Raw genomic sequence first — 22,562 nt, forward strand, 5'->3', positions numbered from 1 at the left:
AATGTAGACTTATTCTTTAAGCAGACGAATAATATCCTCAATATAATTTTCAATTAAATACTCTTCACTTGAATCCTTGGCATTGTGCTTCAATTCGATTAGCCAATCTCTGTTAAAATATACACGTTCAATAGCATATGCAAGTTCCTCAGGAGTATTTTTTTTGAGCACTAGGCCAGTTTTCTCATCTTTAATTATTTCAGAATTAAAATTTATATCACTTACAATTGCAGGAATCCCTGCAATTTTTGACTCTACTAAAACACCGGGTACCCCTTCATTCTTCCACTTAGTAGGAAATAATAGCAAATCATATTGTTGTAACTTATTATATAATTCGTTCTTTTTAGTTGATTTAAAAACTCCACAGTAATGAAGATTAACATTTCTTGTTATAGAAGATTCAAATTTTTGTATATACTTAGGAGCAATATGTCCATAAAAATCAATCGAATAATCTATATCTTTTTGATTTAAAATTGCAGCAGCAGCAAAAATATTGTCTGCACCTTTATCTTCTGAAATAAGTGAAAAGAACAAACATCTTAATTGCTGATTGTCTTTTTGCATTTCCGCATTTATATCTGCTCTTTCCCTACAATTAGGGAATACCGAAACATTATTGACACCAACAGAACTGAGGGCTTTCTGCATTCCATCTGTTTCAACATAAATTCTTTTATATTCTTGTAACAATCTTTGTAACCGCTTATCCTTAATAACCATTTGAGGGAACGTGCCACCCATAACGAGTACAATAGAATTATTCATAATCTTTTTGTTCATAAAAAATAATACAAATGTTAATTTTTTTAATGAATTTTTGCTAATTCCAATTATTAATCCATGCTTTTTTTTTATTATAGTAGTAAAAAGTGAAATTATTCTCAACAATAAATTGTTATTTTTATCATAGAACTTTGACTGTTCAACCTCTATATAGTCAAACAACTTATTAAATAAGAGTTTGTTTTTTATTGTCACACCACCATATGGAGGAGGAAATGCTCCTAAATAAATATATTTCATTATAACCTCCATACCACCTCTTCAGGGCAACGAATATTGGCTTGCCGTACCATAGAGGGGTTCTGTTCTTTATTTTTGTAATACCAAATTTTCAATAAAATTTGCTTACAAACAATATTACAAATAACGAAAAAGTGAATGGCGTACTGTACTATAATGTAAATTTTGTCTCTTCTATCAGTTCCTCAGGTATCACTTATGTTTGCTCTATAAGGATTGCTTACTTTACTTATTTGTTCATACGATTTTTTTCGATTAATCATAAAATATTTTATAAATAATCTCTTTTTACTAACTAATAGCTGCTGTTTGTCCTAAAGATCACCTTTACTTTGTTTTCATCTATATGAATCTATTTTATTTTATAATTTATATGCCTCAACAAAATCACATATATTTTTAGTATCAAGTACAAGTTTGTCCGTAATGAGTTCCATATTCTTTTTGATATGATCATGCCCAACCATAATGACAAGAAGCTCTATTTCATTGATAAAATCCTCAAAATTCATAAACTGATGATCTACAATTCTATTCTTAACAAATGGGTCAAAAACTTTAACTCCAAAAGCTAAATGCTCGTCCATCTTCTCTAATAACTGAAGGGTCGGACTCTCTCTTGTATCATCAACATTTTCTTTGTAAGTTAGTCCGTATAACCCAACTTTTGAAATATCTTTAATACCATGTTTCCTCATGATATATCTGATTCTCCCTAGTACGTGTGTTGGCATAGAATCATTAATCTTCCTAGCTGTTAGAATAAGGTTTGTAAGGTCTGGATAGTCTCCTACCAAGAACCACGGATCGACTGAAATACAATGACCGCCTACCCCTGGCCCAGGTTGAAGAATATTTACACGAGGATGTTTGTTAGCTATTCGTATAATCTCATAAACATCCATGCTGTCCACACGACATATTTTTGCGAGTTCATTAGCAAAAGCAATATTGACATCTCTATATGTGTTCTCTACGACCTTTGACATTTCAGCTGATCTGATATCTGTTACTACAATCTCTCCTTTGCAAAATCTAGCATATAGTTCCTTAACTTTTTTCCCAATCTCAGGATCATCTGCACCAATCGTTCTTGAATTATGCTCAAGTTCATAAATCATATTTCCTGGGATGATTCTTTCAGGAGCGTGAACTAAATGCACATTTTGACCAATAGTAAGTCCTCTTTTTTCTATCTCAGGTCGTATATATTTATCAATTGAACCCGGTGATATGGTTGATTCAATAATTAATATGGCATCTTTTTCACAGACTTCTAAAACGGTATTCACTGCTGAAATAACATACTTTGGATCAAGCTTTTTACTTGTATTAACATAAGGTGTTGGAACAGCGATGATATAAGTATCTGTTTTCTGATATTCTGTTGTAAATTCAATGCCATTTGAAGAAGCTTTTTTGAAAAGCTCCTCTAAGCCCTTTTCTTCAAAAGTGAGTTTACCTTCAGTTAATAAATCTACTATATTCCTATCGTAGTCTGTTCCTATTACCTTAACCCCACTTTTTGCAAACATTAAGGCTGTAGGTAGTCCTATATAGCCCAGTCCGATAATGTTAATCATATAAATACCCTCCTTCAATCTTTTTATCATGTTGTATGCTCTATCAAATAAGTTTTATATCGAACCTTATCCTGCATTTCTTATTATCCATGCTACATCTAACAGAAACACAGTTGATCTCTATATTTTTTAGGTAGTACAAACTTCTGTAGGACTTTTTGCTTACAATATCTCCATTATCAGCCTCTACAGTACATATCAATACGTTATTTTCAAATAACTCAAATCCTCCTCGAACTAATCTCACTTCACACGGAGTGTGGAAATAGAACTCGCAATACTCGCCATTACCATTTATTTCATCTTCTATCGCATACCCATACCCAACTTTACTTATTGCTCTCCTATGTGTATAGCTATTCTTGGAAACCATAGTCCCTGAAAAGCTATCCTTTGTGTACTTCACATCTCTGCACTCTGTCCAATCATAAATCATGAAAGCACCGCGCTTTTTCATCTGATCTTTATCGTCAACCTGCACCGTATTATGAGCTGCTGTTAAAGCCATCTCTTTACCAATCTCACTCGCATATGAATAGGTGCCGCTATCGCAGAAAATATTCTTTCCTTTATGCCATAAGTCAATATGCAGCTCATCCATTTGTGCCGGCCGGGTTCTATAGTCCTGCAAAACGGTCATTAGAAAACCGTCATCGTGATGTAGTGTGTAGAATCCAGATTCATAGAAGGATGAAGGTTCTTTTTTTATACTTGCAAGATGTTCGCTATCGATATCACCATTTCCAAACCAAAGCAGTTCTTCATCATAATCCCCTTGCTCATACAACCGCCTACCTTCGATTAACGAATAAACCGTATTTAATACCGGACGGAAATCTCTATATCCACAGGCCGTGACTGGAAATATCAGTGCGCCATCATTTGGGCCATAATTTGGCATTTCACCGCTTTCGTCTTGCATCTGATACATAAAAACGGCACTTTTTTTAATACGGTCTTTCGTACCTTCCGCTATATACATGTTAGTTCTTTCGCTCAATTTAAAGATACATTCCATTATTTGAAGGGCAAATCTCTGATAATTGAACGAATACTGAATATATCCCCCATCAGGAAGGAATTGTTTTTGCACCTCTTTATCTAACAATCCATATGCTTTATTTAGCCGTTTTTTATCACAACAACACCATGCACCAATAATAAGTCCGCATATTTCAGAAAGAGTATGGTTGTTCTGTATGCATTTATGGGCATAGAAGAAGTTGGCCAGAACCTTTTTATAACATACCTCTACCAGCTTACTTGTGTTTTCCTCATCTTTAACCGTGATAATACCGTAATGCTTGAAAACTGTATAGGCCATCAGCGTATTTATCATCCGAAGGGTACATTCTTGCCCACATTTATAATTGACACCATACGAATATGGATTATCTTTTAACCATTGTTCAAGCTGCTCTGCAAAAGCGTAATAATACTTTTTATCACCAGTTATTAGATAAGCTCTAGAAAAATAGAAAAAATGTGTAAAGCGCGAAGCCTCCCAAACAACCTTAATATCTCCAAGTTCTGCATCAAAGTCCGGTATGCGAAACCACTTAGCAGAACGGTTACTTTCAACTTTCGTGAGAGGGTTGTAATGCCAGTTGATGGGATTGCCGTAGTCTAATTCGATTGATGAAAAACCCGAGATAACACCCTCTATTGCTTTATCAGCCACTGAAACTATTTCAATCTGTTTTTCACGTGATAGGCTACACAAGAAAACTTTTATACCTGCAACATTTAGATTGAATATATTTATCCTTTTTACATGTACTTTTTTCTCAAACAGTTGCTCGGTAGCCGGTATTGCCGTCATCATCTTCAGCTTTGCTGAATACAGTGAGCGATTAATCACCCAAGGTAATCCGTATTCTGTGAAAAGTGATTTTATCATCGCAATACTCCATTTTGGTTGTTTTCTTAAACACTTTCCAGCACATTTATCAATTTTCCGGTTAGGACATTAAAGTCAAAATCCTTTGCGCCCCTCCTAGCATTTCGTCCCATTTCTTCATACTGCTCTTTAGGCATATTTTTAATAAAGAGTATTGTTTCCGCTAGTTCTTCCGGTGTACCTTTCCCCAAAGAAAGCCCACATTTGTATTTTTCCAGAATGCAGTAACCCATCTTAACGGTTGATATAATTGGTTTGCCGGATGCCATATATTCAAACAGTTTATTGGAGCTATTCCCTCTTGCCCAGTTGTACTGGGACTGGGAGTAATTTAGAATGTTAACTGATGATTTGCTCAGGATGTATGGGATAAATTGTTTATTGATATAGCCCTTCATCTTCACGTTGCTGAGTCCTTCATCAATAGCCCTCTGTTGTAACACCGTCTGCTGATTACCGTCACCATAAATTAAGAACTGTATGTCTGTATGCTCCTTTAAAAGTACTGCGGCGTCTAGAATATTTCCTACATTATTTACTGGCCGAATTGCTCCTGCATATACCACATTAAATTTATCATCAGTCAAATCAGCATCATTAATAATACTGTCTTGTGTAGATTTTAGAAAAGCATCCAAATCCACACCGTTGTTAATGTAATAACATTTTTTTAAGTCAATATTACCGCCCTGGACTGTATCCCATTTCTTCTCTTTGATATAATCGACGTCACCTTCTTTGGTAAAAATCAAAGAGTCAGCATTTTTATAAATCCAATGCTCTCCAGTAGTTAGTATCCTACCAAGCACACTGTCCTTTTTTACTTTGTTAAACGAAAATATAGCTTCAGGCCATAAATCTCGCACTTCACAGATGCAAGGAATTTTTAGCTTCTTGGCTATCTGTATGCCAGCAACCATAGTTAGAGGGTGAACACTTGAAGCAAGAATGACATCGGGTTTACCCTCCAATTTTGAGTATGCTTTTGCTACTGAAAACAAATTGAAGTAGAACAAACCCATATTCTTTATTCTATCGATTCCATTACCTAAAGCTACAGTTGTCTTCACAAAAACAAACGGTATATTATTAATCGAATCCGTTGCATATTTTTTCTTTCCTGTATCAATATATTTATTTTTATTATGATATGTATTCGCACCGAAGACAGTAGCTCTATAACCTTGCTTTATGAGGTTCTCTGCAAACCAGTAATGCCGCCCCCCACGGTTTATATACATATCAGTTGCATAATGATTCCATAACCAGATGTTTTTTTTCAAGCTAACCTCCCCTAAGCTCTATACTGCCACAACTCTATCAAAATAGTCTAGCTAGCTCTTAACATATATGGGTCAAAAAATTTTATCATTTATATTCAAAAACAGCTTTTGAACTTTTCTATTATTACTGCTTGGTCTTCACCAGACATCGCTGTCCCTGACGGCAGACATACGCCCTTATGGAATAAGTCAGCCGACACATCTTCAGTATGAGGATAGTACTCGCACTCCTGAAACACAGGCTGAAGATGCATGGGTTTCCACACCGGTCGGGACTCTATGTTATTTTCCTCAAACTTGGTTATGATATTATCGGGTTTTACTTTACTCTGCTGATCCAATATAACTACTGTAAGCCAGTAATTCGGAGTGCCATATTCAGCTACGGGCATTATTTTTATTTCAGATATGTTTGAAAATGCCTTTCTGTATGTATCAAATATCTCCTTCTTACGTTGGATTCTGTCATCCAGGGCTCTAATCTGCCCACGGCCTATGGCAGCCGCTATATTGCTCATACGATAATTGTAGCCGATTTCTTTATGTTCGTAGTGTCTTGCTGGCTCACGAGCCTGTGTAGCCCAAAATTTGATTTTCTTTAGCGCATCCAAATCGTCGGATACCACCATACCACCGCCAGAGGTGGTTATGATCTTATTCCCATTGAAGGAAAATATCCCCATTTTCCCAAATGTACCCGTCTGCTTTCCCTTATATGTCGCGCCAAGTGATTCAGCAGCATCTTCAATCACAGGTACCCCATAATGTTCACATATGGGTAACAACTTCCCATAATCTGCACTTTGTCCATAGAGATTTACTATGATGACAGCCTTAGGCAATTTACCACGCTTTTTAAAACTGACAAACGCTGCCTCAAGTGCGGCGGGCGACATATTCCAACTTTCAGGTTCAGCATCAATAAACACAGGAATAGCCTTTTCATATACTATTGGATTGCAGGTACCAGAGAATGTAAGTGAGGAACAGAATACATAATCCCCCTGTTGGACTCCCAGGTATTTAAGTGCTAGATGGACTGCTGCCGTACCGGCTGATAGTGCCACCGCTCCTTTTGCACCCGTATAACAGGCAACCTCTTTTTCAAAAGCATCCACATGGGGTCCTAACGGTGCTATCCAGTTTGTATCGAAGGCCTCTTGGATGTACTTCATTTCTTCGCCGCTCATATGAGGAGGCGATAAATAGATCCTTTGCATCATTATTGTCTTAACCTCTTTTTCGTTACAGCGGGAACACCCGCTGCAAGTACATTGTTATCTATATCTTTTATTACAGCAGCACCTGCTGCTATGATCGAATTTTCTCCAATATGAACATTGTTCGCTATACTCGAACCCAAACAAATCCACGAATAATCACCCACAGTAACAGTACCTCCCACTCTTGCCCCCGGAGAAATATGAACTCCTTTAGATAAAAGACAATCATGATCTACGCTAGAACACGTATTAATTATGCTCCCTCTTCCCACTCTCGTCCCAGCATTGATAACAGCCCCGGCCAAAACAACTGTTCCACATTCAATTACAGAAAACTTGCTTACAAAAGAGAATGGGTGTATTAGACACGGAACATTGTAACCAAACCTATTCAGCTTATCTACAAGTTCCACCCGGAGACGGTTGTTACCTATTGCAACAAAAGCTTCGTCATACTCACCTTTAAGTTTCTCAAAGTTGCAAAGTTTACCAATCACTGGGTAATCAATTACTATTTCCCCTACCTTTGCAGCATCATCATCTAGAAAAGCAACCTTATGATACAAGCCTGTCTCTAATGCACAGTCTGCTACAACTTTACCATGGCCCCCGGCCCCCAAAATGAGCAGCGTTTTCAAATTACCACTCCCCGATCAAACGCTGAGTTTATTAACATTACCTACAAATTCTTCCATGGTATCCGCTTCGGACTGATTTATTCCTTTCCTGCTTAAGACATTAGCAATTGTCATAAAAAATATTTTAACATCGAGCTTAAAAGAAACATTATCCACATACCAAACATCAAGCTTAAACTTATCCTCCCAGGAAATTGTATTTCGACCATTAACCTGAGCCCAACCGGTGATACCTGGTTTAACCTCATGTCGCCTCCTTTGTTCAGGCGTATAACAATCAAGATATTGAACCAGTAACGGGCGGGGACCAATAAAGCTCATCTTCCCACTTAGAATATTAAAAAGCTGGGGTAGTTCATCAATACTAACTTTACGTAACAGCCTGCCTACCGAAGTCATTCTCTCCATATCAGAAAGCCGTCTGCCGCCTTGTTCTGTTTCAAGCTGCATTGTGCGAAACTTATAAATTGTAAAAATTTTGCCATCCTTGCCGGGACGCTGCTGTCTAAATAAAACAGGACCTTTTGACCCAATCATAATAGCAGCGGCAGAACATGCCATAATCGGCAACAACAGCATTAACAATACCGCCGCAAAAACATAGTCTAATATTGTTTTAATATGTAGGTATGATCTCATGCAAACACCTTTTCATCACAATGGGTATCAAAAACCTTTTGCCATTGAATATGGATTATCTATATATCTTTTAGATAAATAAGGGATCCATAAAGTAAAACCATAAATAATTCTAAATCTTCTTTAACATCCTGTAAACATTTTTATACTTGCATCTTTATAAGATATTTTTATCATTTTGACATAAGTGTTTTCATGGTACCTATCTAACAATACACTCTTTTACGATCATTTTGCGTTAATTAACCGTCTCAAAGTATTTGGTAAGATTTCATAAATATTCTTCATTAAATATAAAATTCCTGCTAAAGGCATATTTAAACACTCTAGACTACTGACTTGATGCAAAATAAAAGCACCTAGAAAAGGTGCAACCTGGCAATCATTACTCTAAAAGAGTTTTAGACCCATAGCTTTGTGTCCTGCCTTTTCAAGCAGTTTACCAATTATGTTCGTTTATTATAACTTTTGCCTATTTATAAAATGGAATGATCACTGACGAATTTTATCACATTCAGGTGTTTTTAGATAGAACTTTCTCCCAAAAAACTGTTTTTTTATAGTTAATTCCTAAGATCTGTTATTTATTTCTATTTTTAAATTAAAATTCCTGCTTCAGAAAAAAGCTTGTTTCAAAACCTCTTTTTTAATCCCAAGTATACTCCTTTATTTAACAAAAGAGCATCACCCGAAAGGGTGAAAAATAAAATTTTGTAAGTAAGGCATAACTCCTATGAATGATTTGGCTTTACTTGCTTATTGTGCAACTACATTTCTACGGTAAAAAAATGGCTAGTTATTCTTTCTGGAACCAACACGCTCTTTCCTGCCTTAGCGAAGATAATTAATTAAAAATTTACAATATTTTAATAATTGTTTTACATTGTAAATAGACTGAAACCACCTTGATAAATCTAATTCCCACTTTAGCACTTCTTTTCATCAAATTTATTATCTTAATATTACTAAAAGTTTTGTATAAAATGTAATGTACTAAAGTACAGTCTTATAAAAAATTAATCCACAATTCCTGCTATATGGCATATTTACCGCCTGGCTACGGTTTTCCATAGTAACTTGCACAGTATTCTTCTCCACTACATAAAATAACACCCCTTATTGTAATGATGTCTTTGATCAAATGTAATGTGCGAGCAAAAAACAAAAACTACCGTTTCAATTAGTAGTTTAATGAGCTTTATTTCGCCCTTTCGGAAACCTGCAACTTTTTAATTCTCATAGATGTGCAACACGCAGACTTATTAGTTACCATCTCATTATTTTTCAACGCCGTCCAAGGAATATGCTTTGGCAAACTGGGCGGGGTATTCCGCCGCTTTCCGGCGCATTGCGCCGTTTTGGATCGTCTCATAGGTCATAAGACTTGTGAAGACGATATAAAACAAGAGGTAAACAAGGATGACGCCGAGGAACAGGAAATTTTCCCCGGTGAAAGCGCAAAACATTCTATAAAAGGAATAGATATTGGGCAGCAGCAGAAACAGGTTTAAAACAGGGTCGGACACCCGGTTGGTTCTAAATTTATGGGGAGAAATAAATTCGGAAATGTACTTTGCGTTCCACATAAAATAGTTCTCCCCGGAGAGCTTGTTGATTTCACCTTCCAGATAAGCGGAATATCCCCGCAGAATGGCGACAAACCGGGAGTAGAAGGAAAAGCGGTAATGGGCCATCATGGAAAACAAGGGTATCACAAAAAATACCATTTCCGCTTCGAACAGCTTGTTCACGCACAGGATATCCGTACCCAACAAAAGAATCACCATGGGCAAAAATTTAACCGGATCATCATCAGCCTTCTTTTGATAAAATTCAATCTTAGTTTGCAATAAGGAATAAAGGTTCAACAGAGAATTGAGCGAGTGACCAGCCTCGGTGCTTGCCTCTTTCATTTCCGGATTCCCCTCCCCTATCATTTGCTTTACCGGTAATTTCCCGTTTCTTCCCCGGCACAGGCCGGGAAAGCCTCTCCCTCCCGGTTTCCTTTCAGCTCTTTCACCCTGGCGGCCACCTGGACTCTGTTAGTTACAGCCAGTTTTCCGTAGATGTTTTTCACATGGGTTTTTACGGTATTTACCGTTAAGTGCAGCCTTTCAGAGATTTCTTTATTGGACAGCCCGGCGGCAATCAGGTCCGCCACCTCCCCTTCCCTGTCGGTGAGGAACTCAACCAGGGGTGGCTGGCCCGTGCTTTGAATCCCGGTGTGATCTCCCGTAAAAATCATTTCCACGGCCTGAAGGCAGGCCATCTGGGTGGATAAGTACTTCACCGTCTCCAGCCGGTCCGGGGTAAACACCCCTGTCATCAGGCTGTTTTCCAGGTAAAGGACCCCGGCCGGGATACCCCGGAACAGCATGGGAAAACAGGCCAGGGACTTGGGATGCACCTTGATCAGGTAGGGGTCCCGGGCAAAGATGTCGGCCGGTTCTCCCCCGTTCACCACCACCGTTTCCAGGGTCCGGGCCACGTAGCGGACCACAGCCCGGGGAAGATGGGAGCATTTTTCCAAAGGAACGGGTTCCGGCCCTTCCACAAAGAGCTCTCCTTCTTTTTCCAGGATCAGGTGCCCCTGGGCCGCCCCGGTGCTTTCCAGGGCAATTGCTAAAAAGTTCTTCAGCAATTTGTCCGGATCCCTTTCTTCGGAGAAGTTTTGCAAGGCTTTCCGGACGGTCAGCAGATCCCATCCTCCGAAGGAATCGCTGTCGCTCACGGAAGACGAGGGAATGACTAAATTTTGTTCCCCTCGGGGCGGATTATCCAGCAGGTGGGGGTACTGCTCCCGGAGGGCGCGCCCTTTTGCCCCCGCCCCCCACCGGTAATAGCCCCGGCAAGCATCCTTTAGATAGGTGCGGGCTACTTTGTTCCGGCCTGCCCCCAGGTAAAACCTGGCGGCCAGCTCATTGGCCAGGGCTTCATTCTGGATATAGCCGTTCTCCTGGGCGGATTGAGCGGCCTGGTCATAGAGATCCATGGCCTCCTGCCCCTGGCCGGTAAGGCGGGCCATTTCAGCAGCCACGAGCAGATACTTATGCCGGAAATTTTCCGGGCAGGAATCCGCCCACTTCTTCATCTGCTTTTGGTTTTTTTGGATCATCTTCCGGTATCTTCTTCTCTTTTCCGGTGCGGCTCCCGGGTAGAGCTGGGCCAGGATCAGGGAATAATAGAAATTGTATTCGGCGGAAAGCAGAAATCCCATCAGGGAATTGATCCTTTTCCCCGCCTCTTCCGCCCACACCAGCCCTTGGGCAAAATTGCCGAAATGGTAGCACATCTGCATTTGGGCAACATCGTAGGTGGCCAGAAGGGTCGGCTCTTTCTGAAAATCCTCTACAGGGATGGGAGGAGATGTTTCCTGCCGTCCCTGTAGCAGGGACAGCATCCATTGATAGATGAGGACATTGTTCATAAGGGCTTCCTGTTTCATTTGCCTGGCAAAGCGGTGGCATTTTGCCGCTTCCTCCTCGATCTCCGGAAGGGGCATGCCGATCAGATACTTGATTTCCAGAATCACGGAGCGGGCATATCCCATAATCAGCACTTCTCCCGCTTCCCGGCTGTACCGGAGGGATTGGGACAAATACTCAATACCCCGCTTTGCATGCTGGGTCCAGTGGGAAATCAATCCCCCCACCACAAAGTAGACCAGGCATTTGGTAAAGCTTTGGCCGTCTTTTTCCGCCAGTCTCAGGGACACCTGCATAAATTCATGGCCGGCCTGATAGTCCCCCAGGACGCAGCCCGCGGTGATGCCATAGCCCAGATATCCAATGGCGGAGCCCACCGTATTGCCGTATGTAACGGAATGATTGCCGGATTTTATGATTACCAGCCCGTGCAAATCGGGATTGCTGGTGTATGCCACACAGGCCAGGAGGATGATGAGTTCCGCCACCTTCCTTTGCACCGGATCCTTCATTTCCGGCAGCCGGGCCAATTTTTCGATGCTTTTACGGCGCATCAGCCATTTGTAGCGCAAAACCTCTTTCAGGTAATCCAGCTTTCCGGGGGCAAGAGGCAGTTTGACGCCAAAGCTTTCCAGGGTGCTGACGCCTAGCTGGACGGCTTCGGTGACTTTTCCCACCCCCGCGTACAGGACCATTTTTAAGCCGTAAACATCGGCCCGGTCCAAGCGGCTTTCCGCCCGGTCCAGGATCAGGTCGAACATCTTCTCGGCTTCCTCCCCATAGGCGCACAGATAGGCACACTGGGCACACTCCAGGTGCAGGTGATAGGCGAGCCGGTAATGCTCCTGCCAGGCCCGGTCCGGGAGAAGATCCAGGCCGGCCTGGAAATAGCTGAGAGCGGCGGCATAGGCGGCGGAAGCTTTGGCCTTCTGTCCCGCTTTCAGGTTGTAACGGGCCAGCTCCAGCCTCTCCCGGGGGTCGTCGATCAAATCCAGGCCGTGGTTCACCTGGTCCATGATGGCGAAAATCTTTTCCTCCAGTTGGTCCGGGCCGGTATGTTTTAAAAGCAGGCGGCCCGCTTTGATATGGAGCTGCTTTTTCTCCTCCTCCGGAATCAAGGCGTAAGCAGCCTCGTGGATCCGGTCATGAAAGAATTCAAAGGCGGGGATGACGGGCCGGACCAGTCCTGCCTGAATCGCGGGCCGGAGGCAGGTTACTGTTTCCCAGGCACTCTGTTCACAGGCCAGGGAGAGGGTTTGCAGGTCAAAGGCGTGGCCCAGGCAGGCCGCCGCTTTCAAAATAGCCCGGCTTTCCCCCGGCAGCTTGCGGAGCTTGGCCAGCATGAAATCGACCACATCCTGAGGAATATCCATTTCTTCCAGGGACGCCGCTTCCCACTCCCAGCAGCCCTCCTGCAGATTAAAACGCAGTCCCTTTTCGTCATAGAGAGACTTTAGGAGCTGGCCCAGAAAAAAAGGATTGCCCCCGGATTTCCGGTGCAGCACTTCCGCCAGGGAAAAGGCCTTTTCTCCGGCAGATTGCAGGGTATCGGCGATATATTGGCCGGCCTGGCTCCGGCTCAGGGGATGAAGCTGAAGATATTGGACGGGAATGCCCCCTTCTTCCATTTCTTTGAGGGTGCGGGCCAGGGGGTGGCTCTCCGGGACCTCATTGTCCCGGTAAGCGCCCATGAGGAGCAGGTAACGGTTCCCCGGGTCTTCGGCCAGGTGCCGGATCAATTGCAGGGACTCGGGGTCGGCCCAGTGCAGGTCGTCCAGGAACAGGATCAGGGGATGCTCTTTTCGGGCACAGACCCGGAAAAATTTCTGGAAAACCATGCGGAAGCGGTTTTGCGCTTCCGCGGGATGGAGAGGCTCGGCCGGGACCTGCTTGCCCAAAAGCAGGGCCACTTCCGGGATCACCTGGGTGATCACGCCGCCGTTCCGGCCCAGGGCCCGGAAGAACCTCTTTCTCCAGGCGGCCAGGTCTTCCCCGCTTTCCGTCATGAGCTGGCGGATGAAATCCTGCAATGCCTGCACAAAGGGGGCGTAAGGCACCTTTTGCCGGAGCTGGTCAAACTTGCCCGAGATAAAGTATCCATTTTCCCGCACCAGGGATTTCATGGTTTCGCCCACCAGCATCGTCTTTCCCGTGCCCCCGTAGCCGTGCACCATCACGGTGCCGGCCTGTCCCCCGCATACCCGGGTAAAAAACCATGCCAGGGTTTCCGCTTCTTTTTCCCGGCCATACAGTTTGCGGGGCAGGTGAAAATGAGGGGAAAAATCCCGGCCGCCCGGCAGGAAAGAGGGCTGGTTCCATGCCGTAAGGTCCCACAAAAGGCCGGCGGTACTCTGGTACCGTTCTTCCGGCGTCTTGGCGAGCAATTTGAGCATAATGCGGGACAGGGCGAAAGGAATCCCGGGGTTTATTTCCTCCGGGGGCACCGGCTTTTGGGTCATGTGCACATAGGCCCATTGGACCGGATCACCGGCCTGAAAAGGAAGCCGCCCGGTGAGGATTTCATAGAAAACCACCCCCAGGGCGTAAAAATCACTGCGGTAGTCCACCGCCCGGTTCATGCGTCCCGTCTGTTCCGGGGACATGTATTCCGGCGTGCCCACCGGGGTGCCGGAATATGGGGTGTTTTCATTTTCCCCGGCAAAAAAAGCCGCCGTGCTGAAGTCAATGATTTTTACCTCCCCGGTATCGGCCTGAATCAGGATATTATCGGGCTTTAAATCCCGGTGGATCACCCCTTTGGCATGGAGCTCCCCCAGGGTGTGGGTGAGCTGCCGGGCCAGGGAAAGAAAAGCGGCCAGGTCCGGGCGGTGCCCGGACAGGTATGCCCGGAGAGACCCGGCCCCCGTATCCTCCATAATCAAGGCCAGGGATGCCCCCGCCCGTTCCAGGCGCACCGGCCTGACGATGCCCGGAATATCCAGATCCCGGGCAATTTCATATTCATACATCAGCCTGGAGACGGCGGCCGGATTGGCCGCTTCCGCCTTCAAAGCCTTGATGACCACAGGCTTCCGGTCAGGAACAGTCTGGCCCCGGTACACGCTGATCCGGTTGTTTTCATGAATTTTTTCACTGATGATATAATCAGCTAGCTTGATCATCTGGTTCGCCTGCCGTCCTTTCCTTGATCCATGCAATTCTTCCCTATTATAAAATATCATATCATAATTTTTCCCAGGAATAAATAAATGGCCTAAAGGATCATCTCCCTTAGACCATTTTTGGTTTTGATCAGTAGTTATTAAATCATGATAAACAACCTGTTTTTCACTCGTAATGTAACCACATACTGATTATCTTTACTGTTTTTTCCTCATTATACACCTGGTAAACTACCCGATGCTGTCGGTTAATTCTTCTTGAATAGGCGCCGCTTAAATCCCCGATTAACTTTTCAAATGGTGGGTAATCAGTAAATGGATTTTCACGTAAGATTTCCAGTATGCTTTTGATTTTATCGCCAAGACCTGCTTCAAACGCAGTTTTCTTGTCTTTCAAGCCCTGTTTTGTATAGACAATTTTCCACTGATCGTTACTCATCTATGTCCTCCACACACTCATCAAGTGGAGTTTTAAGCCCTTCTATTATCTTTTCTCTCATGCCTGGAATAGTACAAAGATAAAAGGTTTCCTGCATTGAGCGATAGTCCTCTTCAGACAAAACTACAACATTGCCACTTTTGCCCGTGATAAATATAGGCTCATGAGTAGTCGTAGCCTCCTCCATCAGTTTAAAAAAGTTATTTCTTGCAGTTGTTGCATTAATAATCGACATATTCACACCTCCCAGAAGCGTACATGTTCCTGTACATATTATATGTCATTATGATGTCCCTTGTCAATGACTAACAGGGTATTTATCACAATCATTCGTGCATAGTATTTACCATGCACATATTTTATGCTACACTGAATATACTAAAGTAAAGGAGTTGATGATTATGGCTAATACAACGAATATAAGCATCCGCATGGACGTTGAGCTTAAAAAACAGGCTGAGCAGCTTTTCAACGAGCTCGGTATGAGCATGACGACGGCCTTTAATATTTTTCTGCGTCAAGCTGTGCGTCAGCAGAGAATTCCCTTCGATATTGCTCTAGAGACTCCCAACGCCGAGACAATCGCTGCCATCGAGGAAGCTGAACGCATCAGTCGCGATCCTTCGGTCAAAGGCTATACTGACGCAAGTAAAATGATGAAGGAGCTTTTGCCCGATGTATGAGATAAAACCAACCAGTCGTTTCAAGCGTGATTTGAAAATCATCCAGCGCAGAGGTTATGATATTAACCTGCTCACAGCGGTTATCCAAACATTGGCTGCCGGGGAGCCTCTGGCAGAAAAACATAAAGATCATGCTTTGAACGGCGTTTGGACAAAGTACAGGGAATGCCACGTCACACCGGATTGGCTGCTCATTTATAAGGTGGAAAATGACATCCTTGTTCTCACTCTTACCCGTACAGGAACACACAGTGATTTATTTTGTTAACCCCGATTCATCCCGCAGTCCATCATAGTGTCGCAGGGACGGGGTTATTGACATAACTTATTAGAGTATTCGGCAATGTCGACAATCCTGCTCCACTGACATCCCCTACATGGCATTACCCTTTTTGCGTACGAAAAAGAGATCAAGCAGAGGAAATGTTCCCTGCTCTACTTTATTTCGATAAGGATTCTGCCAGATGTTTTCTTGTTAATCTTCCGGTTTTTCAATATCAGGCGTAATTCCCTCGATAAGTGCAAGCCTTTGATGGATAAATTCCATTACCCGGTCGGCATCAAGAATAGCTTTTTTCATGTCGCTTTCTGTAATTTCAATCTCAAATGGATATCTCGGCTGTACACCATATAGCGTAAGATTGCCGCACTGTTCACTTATCTCTTCGAAGGACTCATCAATATCAGTACATATTTTACATAATAATTTTAAAATGTGTGTTTTAGGAGGTTCTGTATTCTGATAGATAAGATATCCTTTTAATGCTTTTTCTGCGGCCTGTTCGCAATGATAGCAGACTATTTCCACGGGAACCGGACACATGCTGAGTAAGTGCTTTGCACAGTTAATATCATTCCATGCAAATTTGAGCCACTCTTTGACTATCGTAATTTTATCATCCATACAGCATCACTCCGTCTCTTGCTATTGTCCTTTCGATAGTGGGCAACTGAGAACGCCTATGAAAATCACTGGCTCTGCCAACAAGGATGTCAACAGGCTTCCTCTGATCTTCGTATATAACATTGTTGATGATTTGCGCCGCTTCGAGAGGTCTGATGCCATCATCGGGGATTACAATGTAAAGATCAAAATCGCTGTCTTCTCCAGGCGTTCCATACGCATAGGAGCCAAAGAGGTATATGGCTTCAGTCTGGACTATACTGATAATTGTTTGCTTGATTTTTTCCAGCTGATTACTGGTTTGGATATCCATATCATCACCTGCTTTATCCGTTTATTGTACGGTTGTTGCATAGGGTTAGTCAAGTTAAGGGGCACCCCTTTTCCTTATACCAATATTTTACACTACAGAAAAGTTATTATCAAGAATCGGGCAACCGGCATTCTTGAATTCAACATTGTCTATTTCCGCCTTATGTACCTGATTGGCAAAAGATGGTCGGCACCTTTTCATGATTACGAAAGAAAAAGAGGTGTCAATAATCCCGTCCGAGACCACTGAAAAAGTCACTTTTTTAGCAAATTTATGCCTGCAAACCCGCATAGCTCCGTTTGTATTTTTATAAAAATGGCACTTTTTCAGCAGTCTCACCCCGTCCCCCTGACACACCTCTTTTGAGGTCTCTTATTTTAATCTTTAATATATTCCTCCAAAGAGGGCAATTCTTCATCCGCATACTGGGGCTCCCCCAGATCATTGATCCGGATATCTCCGGCTTGTCCATACTGGTAGCACTGGTCCAGCACTTCTACGGCTGCCCGGATCCGCGTTCTTAACAAATAGCCCCGGTTTTCCGAAGCCTTTAAAATCTGGCGCCCATCCAGATTGGGCTGCCAGTCGTAGGCCCGGCTGTGAAATTCCTGGACCTGCTCCAGCACGGCGAGAATTTCCTCTTCGTTGAGGGGCTGCAGCTGGGGGGCGGTAATAATATGGTTGAGGACCTTTTCCGCCGGCTCGCGTTGGGCCCGGTCCACAAAGGCGGTGGCAAGGTTGTCAAAATCATGCTTGGATTCAATCACATCCTCCCGGTAGGAGGCGCCCAAGGCAAATAAGGTAAAGGTGGATTCCAGCCGGGCATACTGCTCGGGGAATAAGAAGGACGCCATATTGTGATAAGCGGTGAGGCGCGCTTTCTTGCCCAAGCGGCCCAGTAATTCCGTTTCATCAAATAGGATTACCCAGCCGTTATATCCGAGCAGCTTAAAGAGACGGCTGAGCATGGTAAAATAATCCATCGTGTGCCGGGATTTGCTAAAGGGGACGGCAAAGCGAACCGGTTGGGCAAAAATCCTTTTATAGATCTGACGCAGGTAAGTGTTGTTGATAAAATCCCCTTCCAGATCCGCCAGCAGCAAATATTTCTCGTCCGGGTCATCCACATTCAGATAGGACCGGAAGACAAAGAACAGCTTGTCCGTGTCCAAATGCTTGCCGGTAAAGGAGAGCAGGTCCTGGGCGATGGGGTTGTTGGGCGTAATATCCTGCAAAACATGCTGGAAACCCGGCTGCAGGCGCTGGGGCAGATAGGTGTTGCACACCAGCTTATGATAGACCAGATAGAGTTTGTCCAGCGGGGTCTCTTTACTCAGGGAAAGCAGGCTCACCACCATATTGTTGCTGTGGGCCAGATTAAAGACGGTATTTAAAAGATGGGTTTTCCCTTCTCCGTATTTGCCGGAAACAACCATGCCGCTGGAGGCCCCCGTATTTTTGGCCCGGTCCAGCCGGCGGGAGATTTGTTCCATTAATTCCGGCCGGGCGGAGGAGAAATAGTGGCCCACCGCCCGGGAAGAAACCCCTGAGCGCAAGGCTTCGATCACCCTTTGAGCTTCATAATCCATTAGACTGCTCCTTCCTGCAAAGTAGTCAGGACCACCCGCCGGGGCAAAGAGACCTTGCCAAAGCGGGACCTGGCGTGCAGTTCTTCCGCTGTACTTAAGATGAAGGGACAGGCGCCCCGGTCATAGGTATTGATCACCTGGGCCAAGCGCCGGGACATGTCCAGAATAACTTCCGGGGTATACACCTCATCAATCAGCCGGTCCATATCCACAATATCGGCAAAACGGTTAAAGCGCACGTTCTCAATTTCATTTTGAATGCGCATCCACAGCGCCTGGTAGGACTTTAAACCCCGGAGGTCGTCGTCGATCAAACAACGGTCAAAAGAAAAAACAAAAAGAATATTTTTTAAGGTGTCGATCTCATCGATCAGCTCGCGGATGCTTTCGTACGCATCCTCCCGTTTTAAACGGGTATAGCGGATGGTTTCCGTACTGTCGGCATTCACCAGGACTTCCATATTATCAATGGATACCACCAGTCCTTTATAGCCGGCCAGGCAGCAAACCTCCACCAGGGAGCGCAGCATGTGCCTGGCGTTATATTTGGTGATTTTGCTGGGCGACAGGCCCAGACGGCGCAAAGAAGATAAGGAGGCCTCCCGGTTTCCTTCCAGCCAGAGCAGGAGCAATTTGCGGCCGGTTTCCTCCAGGATGGGGTGTCCCAAGACTCCGCCGGTGAGCAAGGCACAGGCCAGGGCAAAATTATTATCAATCAGGGGGTTGGCGAGAAAGAGCTTTTCCAGCTGCTGTCTGATCTCCCGCTTGGTCAAGGGATCCAGTTGCCCCTGAGCGGATAAATAATCCGCAAAGCTGATATTTTCCGGAATCTCCTCCGGGCTGTATCCCAATTGGCGGATGATTTCCCGGCTGCACCGCTGCAAGCGTTCCGGCAGCCGGACCTGGCGCAGGATGGCGGTGTAGATTTCCTTAAAATCATGGAGCCAGATTTCCCGCGCCGAAAGGCGGACCGGGATATAACCCAGATTTCCCGCTTCCAGGTCCAACATCTCTAAAAAGTGGGTTTTGCCGCTGCCGGGGCGTCCGGTGAGAAACTTAATCTTGCTGCCTCCCCTGGCCAGATAGTGGGCGAGGTATTTTTCCCGCCAAAAATCCAGGATAAAATCTTTGCCCACAGAAATTTTTTCCAGCACTTCCCTGTTGCCCGGGGCCTGTCCCTTTTTTAAACAGGCCAGAGCGGATTGCATATCATTCTCCAAGGCTTATCCCTCCTCAAAAAAGCGGATGGTGGCCAGGTACTGTTCCCGGCCGTCTTGGTCCAGGATGCGGATGGACTTGTTGATATTGCGGCTGGGGCCAAACTGGAACTGCCGGCCGTCCTCGGTGGCACGCACTTCCGAAGCATAGAGACGGGCCAGGTCAAAAGCGAAGCTCTGCTGGTCATAATCCCTGCGGAAGCGGCGCATGGGGGTTAAAAGGGTATAGAGACTTTTTAAATAAATATCTCCTCCCGCCGCTGCCGGTGATTTGCCCTGGTTTTGTTTCAACAGCATCAGGTCGTAGGCGACGGCCAGCTCCTTCACAAAACCCTGGGGATCAAAAGCCGCCTTCAACAGCTTATCCCGGCCCGCTTTGACATCCTGGACAAAAGCCAGGGGGCGCAGGCATTGCACCCGTTTGCGGTCCAAATAGAGGTCCAGGTTTTCCGCATCAATCCGGACCCGGAAAGGAAACATCTCAAACACGGGATATTCTCCTTTTATGTCCACGTCCAGGCGGGCACAGCAGGCCAGCATCTGTTCCACAAAGTCGCCGCTTTCCACATACGCGCGAATACCGAAGCCGTCTACCTGTTCCTGCATTTCTTCCATCAGGCTTTCCTGCTCCTTCAGCAGGGTGCGCATGGTGCCCAAATCCTTGGTCCAACTCTTCAGATCACCTTTCTCCATATTTTTGCTGAGGGTTTTGAAAGTTTTCTGCACCGCATTGATCTTATCTTTGAGCTCTTTTTCCCGTCCCGCCATTTGCTTATATAATTCTTCATAATCAGCCATTTTTGTTGCTCCTTCTTGTTCAATTTCCAGTTTGTCCGGTGGTCCCGGCATGTCATTGCTGGTCCTTAGCCTGAAATTCGACACAAAAATGGATTTTCCTCCCTACTTGCCCCCCGGATCCCAAAATGGCATAATAATAGCAGACATGCCTGTAGAAGGCAGAAAAGCAAAGGGATAGGAGAAAAAAGTGTCAAAAAAGCTGTTTCCCTGGCAGGAGGAATGCCTGGATATTTGGTTTGACAAGGGAGGGAAAGGAATTGTCAACGTCGTTACCGGCGCAGGCAAAACAGTCCTGGCCCTGGGCGCTGTCGCCAGGCTGGAAAACCGGTTGGCCGTTGAACAGGCGGGCGCTTTGAAAATCAAGATTGTCGTGCCTAAGGTTTTTCTCGCCCATCAGTGGGCCCGGAACCTGCACGAAGAGCTGGCCGTTCCCCCGAACGACATCGGCTTTTATTGCGGTACGCAAAAGGACCGGCCTACCCGCAAATACATGATCTATGTGGTCAACTCGGCCCGTTACGCTTTATCGGGGCATGTCCTGGCCGATTACCAAAACGGATCTCCCGTCCTGCTCATCGCGGATGAGTGCCATCATTACAGCAGTCCGGAAAATTCCCGGATCTTTGACTTTATTGCCCAACTATCTCCCCGGGATCCGGCTCCCGCCTATTACGCCCTGGGTTTGTCCGCCACGCCGGAAACCGCCGCATTTAACGAGATACTCGTACCGGCGCTGGGACCGGAAATATTTCGCTACGGTTTTGCAGAGGCTTTAAACGCTAAAATAATCAGTTCCTTTGCCATTTTCAATGTGAAATTACAGTTCACGCCGGCCGAAGCACAACAGTACCAGGATTTGAGTGAACAATTAACCCGGGTCCTGGAGAACCTGCTGCACCGCTGCCCTTTCCTGCTGGGCTTAAAGCGGCCCCGCTTTTTTGCCCGTCTGGAGCAGCTGGTCCGGGAGCCGGAAGATGATGAGACGGCTGCTCTGGCCGCTTCCTTGCTCGGCCTGGCCGGCAGGCGCAAAGAAGTGGTCTACCGGGCTGAATCCCGGCAGAGCTGCGTCAGGGATCTTCTGACCCGGATGCCGCCGTCGTCCCGCGTCTTGATTTTTAGCGAAAGGATTGGGATGGCAGATGCGCTCTATGAAGAGCTGAAGTGGCTGTTTCCCGGACAGGTGGGGTGTTATCATTCCGACATGGAGGATTGGCGCAGGAAAAATATCCTGCGTAAATATCAGGAAGGTGAGATCCGGATCCTGGTAGCCTGCCGGGCCTTGGATGAGGGATTGAATGTGCCCGCAACCGATATCGGCATTATTGCTGCCGCCACCTCCAGCAACCGGCAGCGCATCCAGAGACTGGGCCGGATTTTGCGCAGCGCCGATCAAAAACGGATGGCCATCCTTTATTACCTGTATATCGGTTCATCCAACGAGGAGCAAGACCTGGTGGCGGGAATTTCCCGGGACCTGACCGGGATCATCCCCGTCCTTGACCTGGCATATGACCTGAACAGCCGGACTTTCGCCCATGCCGCCTACCAGGCCCTGGTTGACCTGGTACTCGCTTACGCCTGCCGGAAGGGCTGGAAAGGGGAGGCCATCGGGGAAATCGGCAGAAACCTGGAGCGCGGCAAACTAAGCTGCGATTGGTGGCTTTCCGAGCAGGAATGCCGTTTAAAAAGCCGCAGCGCTTCCTCCCGTTCGGAACGCAATTATTGGCTGAGCATGCGCTTGCTGGTGCAGGCCGGTCTGGGCCGCCTGCCCGAATAG

Annotated in this window: 19 protein-coding genes and 1 riboswitch; of the genes, 3 read left to right on the plus strand and 16 right to left on the minus strand. The window is 45.1% G+C overall.

Translation table 11 applies throughout. The annotated features are described in order from the left end of the window. Positions 1-9: 9 nt before the first annotated feature. The 11 genes from DCMF_RS06635 to DCMF_RS06685 all read right to left on the minus strand — a co-directional run bounded on the left by DCMF_RS06635 (position 10) and on the right by DCMF_RS06685 (position 15,516). Positions 10-1,029 (minus strand): glycosyltransferase, encoded by a 1,020-nt coding sequence (locus DCMF_RS06635; RefSeq protein WP_214659156.1) that lies wholly within the window; start codon positions 1,027-1,029, stop codon positions 10-12. 362 nt (positions 1,030-1,391) lie between these two features. Then, a complete protein-coding gene (locus DCMF_RS06640) occupies positions 1,392-2,612 on the minus strand; it encodes a nucleotide sugar dehydrogenase (protein WP_148133697.1) in 1,221 nt (406 codons plus the stop codon). A 43-nt stretch (positions 2,613-2,655) separates the two neighbouring features. Further along, positions 2,656-4,512 carry a heparinase II/III domain-containing protein gene (locus DCMF_RS06645; RefSeq protein WP_148133698.1) on the minus strand — a complete coding sequence of 619 codons (1,857 nt, stop codon included), beginning with the start codon at positions 4,510-4,512 and terminating at the stop codon, positions 2,656-2,658. 26 nt (positions 4,513-4,538) lie between these two features. After that, positions 4,539-5,795 carry a glycosyltransferase family 4 protein gene (locus DCMF_RS06650; RefSeq protein ID WP_148133699.1) on the minus strand — a complete coding sequence of 419 codons (1,257 nt, stop codon included), beginning with the start codon at positions 5,793-5,795 and terminating at the stop codon, positions 4,539-4,541. A 95-nt stretch (positions 5,796-5,890) separates the two neighbouring features. Beyond that, entirely contained in the window at positions 5,891-7,018 is a 1,128-nt protein-coding gene (locus DCMF_RS06655; RefSeq protein ID WP_148133700.1) for a DegT/DnrJ/EryC1/StrS family aminotransferase, read from the minus strand. Next, a complete protein-coding gene (locus DCMF_RS06660) occupies positions 7,018-7,656 on the minus strand; it encodes an acetyltransferase (protein WP_148133701.1) in 639 nt (212 codons plus the stop codon). The genes DCMF_RS06655 and DCMF_RS06660 overlap by 1 nt, the downstream gene beginning before the upstream one ends. A 15-nt stretch (positions 7,657-7,671) precedes the next feature. Continuing rightward, complete coding sequence (locus DCMF_RS06665; RefSeq protein ID WP_148133702.1) at positions 7,672-8,295, minus strand: sugar transferase; 624 nt, start codon at positions 8,293-8,295, stop codon at positions 7,672-7,674. A 366-nt stretch (positions 8,296-8,661) separates the two neighbouring features. Next, a riboswitch (cyclic di-GMP riboswitch) is annotated at positions 8,662-8,749 on the minus strand. A gap of 823 nt (positions 8,750-9,572) precedes the next feature. Further along, positions 9,573-10,208, minus strand: coding sequence for a hypothetical protein (locus DCMF_RS06670; RefSeq protein ID WP_148133703.1), 636 nt, complete (start codon positions 10,206-10,208; stop codon positions 9,573-9,575). 29 nt (positions 10,209-10,237) lie between these two features. Further along, positions 10,238-14,842, minus strand: a complete 4,605-nt coding sequence (locus DCMF_RS06675) for an AAA family ATPase (protein ID WP_214659157.1) — start codon at positions 14,840-14,842, stop codon at positions 10,238-10,240. 166 nt (positions 14,843-15,008) lie between these two features. Next, on the minus strand, positions 15,009-15,281 hold the full coding sequence (locus DCMF_RS06680) for a Txe/YoeB family addiction module toxin (RefSeq protein ID WP_148133705.1): 273 nt from the start codon (positions 15,279-15,281) through the stop codon (positions 15,009-15,011). Then, positions 15,274-15,516 (minus strand): type II toxin-antitoxin system Phd/YefM family antitoxin, encoded by a 243-nt coding sequence (locus DCMF_RS06685; protein WP_148133706.1) that lies wholly within the window; start codon positions 15,514-15,516, stop codon positions 15,274-15,276. The genes DCMF_RS06680 and DCMF_RS06685 overlap by 8 nt, the downstream gene beginning before the upstream one ends. Before the next feature lie 160 nt (positions 15,517-15,676). On the opposite strand from DCMF_RS06685, the gene DCMF_RS06690 reads away from it, so the two are divergent. Further along, positions 15,677-15,964, plus strand: coding sequence for a type II toxin-antitoxin system RelB/DinJ family antitoxin (locus tag DCMF_RS06690; RefSeq protein ID WP_148133707.1), 288 nt, complete (start codon positions 15,677-15,679; stop codon positions 15,962-15,964). Further along, positions 15,957-16,232 (plus strand): type II toxin-antitoxin system YafQ family toxin, encoded by a 276-nt coding sequence (locus tag DCMF_RS06695; protein ID WP_148133708.1) that lies wholly within the window; start codon positions 15,957-15,959, stop codon positions 16,230-16,232. Before DCMF_RS06690 ends, DCMF_RS06695 begins: the two co-directional genes overlap by 8 nt. A gap of 207 nt (positions 16,233-16,439) precedes the next feature. Here the strand turns inward: DCMF_RS06695 and DCMF_RS06700 are convergent, their stop codons facing one another. From DCMF_RS06700 to DCMF_RS06720, 5 genes are all read right to left on the minus strand, one after another. Next, positions 16,440-16,868, minus strand: a complete 429-nt coding sequence (locus tag DCMF_RS06700; protein ID WP_148133709.1) for a HEPN domain-containing protein — start codon at positions 16,866-16,868, stop codon at positions 16,440-16,442. Further along, positions 16,861-17,181 (minus strand): nucleotidyltransferase domain-containing protein, encoded by a 321-nt coding sequence (locus DCMF_RS06705; RefSeq protein ID WP_148133710.1) that lies wholly within the window; start codon positions 17,179-17,181, stop codon positions 16,861-16,863. Before DCMF_RS06705 ends, DCMF_RS06700 begins: the two co-directional genes overlap by 8 nt. Positions 17,182-17,558: 377 nt before the next feature. Then, complete coding sequence (locus DCMF_RS06710) at positions 17,559-18,770, minus strand: BREX system ATP-binding domain-containing protein (RefSeq protein ID WP_148133711.1); 1,212 nt, start codon at positions 18,768-18,770, stop codon at positions 17,559-17,561. Beyond that, positions 18,770-19,990: a BREX system ATP-binding domain-containing protein gene (locus tag DCMF_RS06715; RefSeq protein WP_236860208.1), complete on the minus strand. Its 1,221-nt coding sequence runs from the start codon at positions 19,988-19,990 to the stop codon at positions 18,770-18,772. The genes DCMF_RS06710 and DCMF_RS06715 overlap by 1 nt, the downstream gene beginning before the upstream one ends. Positions 19,991-19,993: 3 nt before the next feature. After that, complete coding sequence (locus DCMF_RS06720) at positions 19,994-20,869, minus strand: hypothetical protein (RefSeq protein ID WP_236860209.1); 876 nt, start codon at positions 20,867-20,869, stop codon at positions 19,994-19,996. 103 nt (positions 20,870-20,972) lie between these two features. Between DCMF_RS06720 and DCMF_RS06725 the strand changes: the two genes are divergently transcribed. Continuing rightward, positions 20,973-22,562 carry a DEAD/DEAH box helicase gene (locus tag DCMF_RS06725; protein WP_148133712.1) on the plus strand — a complete coding sequence of 530 codons (1,590 nt, stop codon included), beginning with the start codon at positions 20,973-20,975 and terminating at the stop codon, positions 22,560-22,562.

It is taken from the genome of Candidatus Formimonas warabiya, assembly GCF_002777255.1.
Classification (GTDB): domain Bacteria; phylum Bacillota; class Dehalobacteriia; order Dehalobacteriales; family Dehalobacteriaceae; genus Formimonas; species Formimonas warabiya.

Excerpts from the sequence above, each read along its gene's own strand:
- DCMF_RS06635 (WP_214659156.1), bottom strand. The coding sequence starts at position 1,029 with ATGAAATATATTTATTTAGGAGCATTTCCTCCTCCATATGGTGGTGTG.
- DCMF_RS06640 (WP_148133697.1), bottom strand. The coding sequence starts at position 2,612 with ATGATTAACATTATCGGACTGGGCTATATAGGACTACCTACAGCCTTA.
- DCMF_RS06645 (WP_148133698.1), bottom strand. The coding sequence starts at position 4,512 with ATGATAAAATCACTTTTCACAGAATACGGATTACCTTGGGTGATTAAT.
- DCMF_RS06655 (WP_148133700.1), bottom strand. The coding sequence starts at position 7,018 with ATGATGCAAAGGATCTATTTATCGCCTCCTCATATGAGCGGCGAAGAA.
- DCMF_RS06665 (WP_148133702.1), bottom strand. The coding sequence starts at position 8,295 with ATGAGATCATACCTACATATTAAAACAATATTAGACTATGTTTTTGCG.
- DCMF_RS06670 (WP_148133703.1), bottom strand. The coding sequence starts at position 10,208 with ATGAAAGAGGCAAGCACCGAGGCTGGTCACTCGCTCAATTCTCTGTTG.
- DCMF_RS06675 (WP_214659157.1), bottom strand. The coding sequence starts at position 14,842 with ATGATCAAGCTAGCTGATTATATCATCAGTGAAAAAATTCATGAAAAC.
- DCMF_RS06680 (WP_148133705.1), bottom strand. The coding sequence starts at position 15,281 with ATGAGTAACGATCAGTGGAAAATTGTCTATACAAAACAGGGCTTGAAA.
- DCMF_RS06685 (WP_148133706.1), bottom strand. The coding sequence starts at position 15,516 with ATGTCGATTATTAATGCAACAACTGCAAGAAATAACTTTTTTAAACTG.
- DCMF_RS06690 (WP_148133707.1), top strand. The coding sequence starts at position 15,677 with ATGATTATGGCTAATACAACGAATATAAGCATCCGCATGGACGTTGAG.
- DCMF_RS06695 (WP_148133708.1), top strand. The coding sequence starts at position 15,957 with ATGTATGAGATAAAACCAACCAGTCGTTTCAAGCGTGATTTGAAAATC.
- DCMF_RS06700 (WP_148133709.1), bottom strand. The coding sequence starts at position 16,868 with ATGGATGATAAAATTACGATAGTCAAAGAGTGGCTCAAATTTGCATGG.
- DCMF_RS06705 (WP_148133710.1), bottom strand. The coding sequence starts at position 17,181 with ATGGATATCCAAACCAGTAATCAGCTGGAAAAAATCAAGCAAACAATT.
- DCMF_RS06710 (WP_148133711.1), bottom strand. The coding sequence starts at position 18,770 with ATGGATTATGAAGCTCAAAGGGTGATCGAAGCCTTGCGCTCAGGGGTT.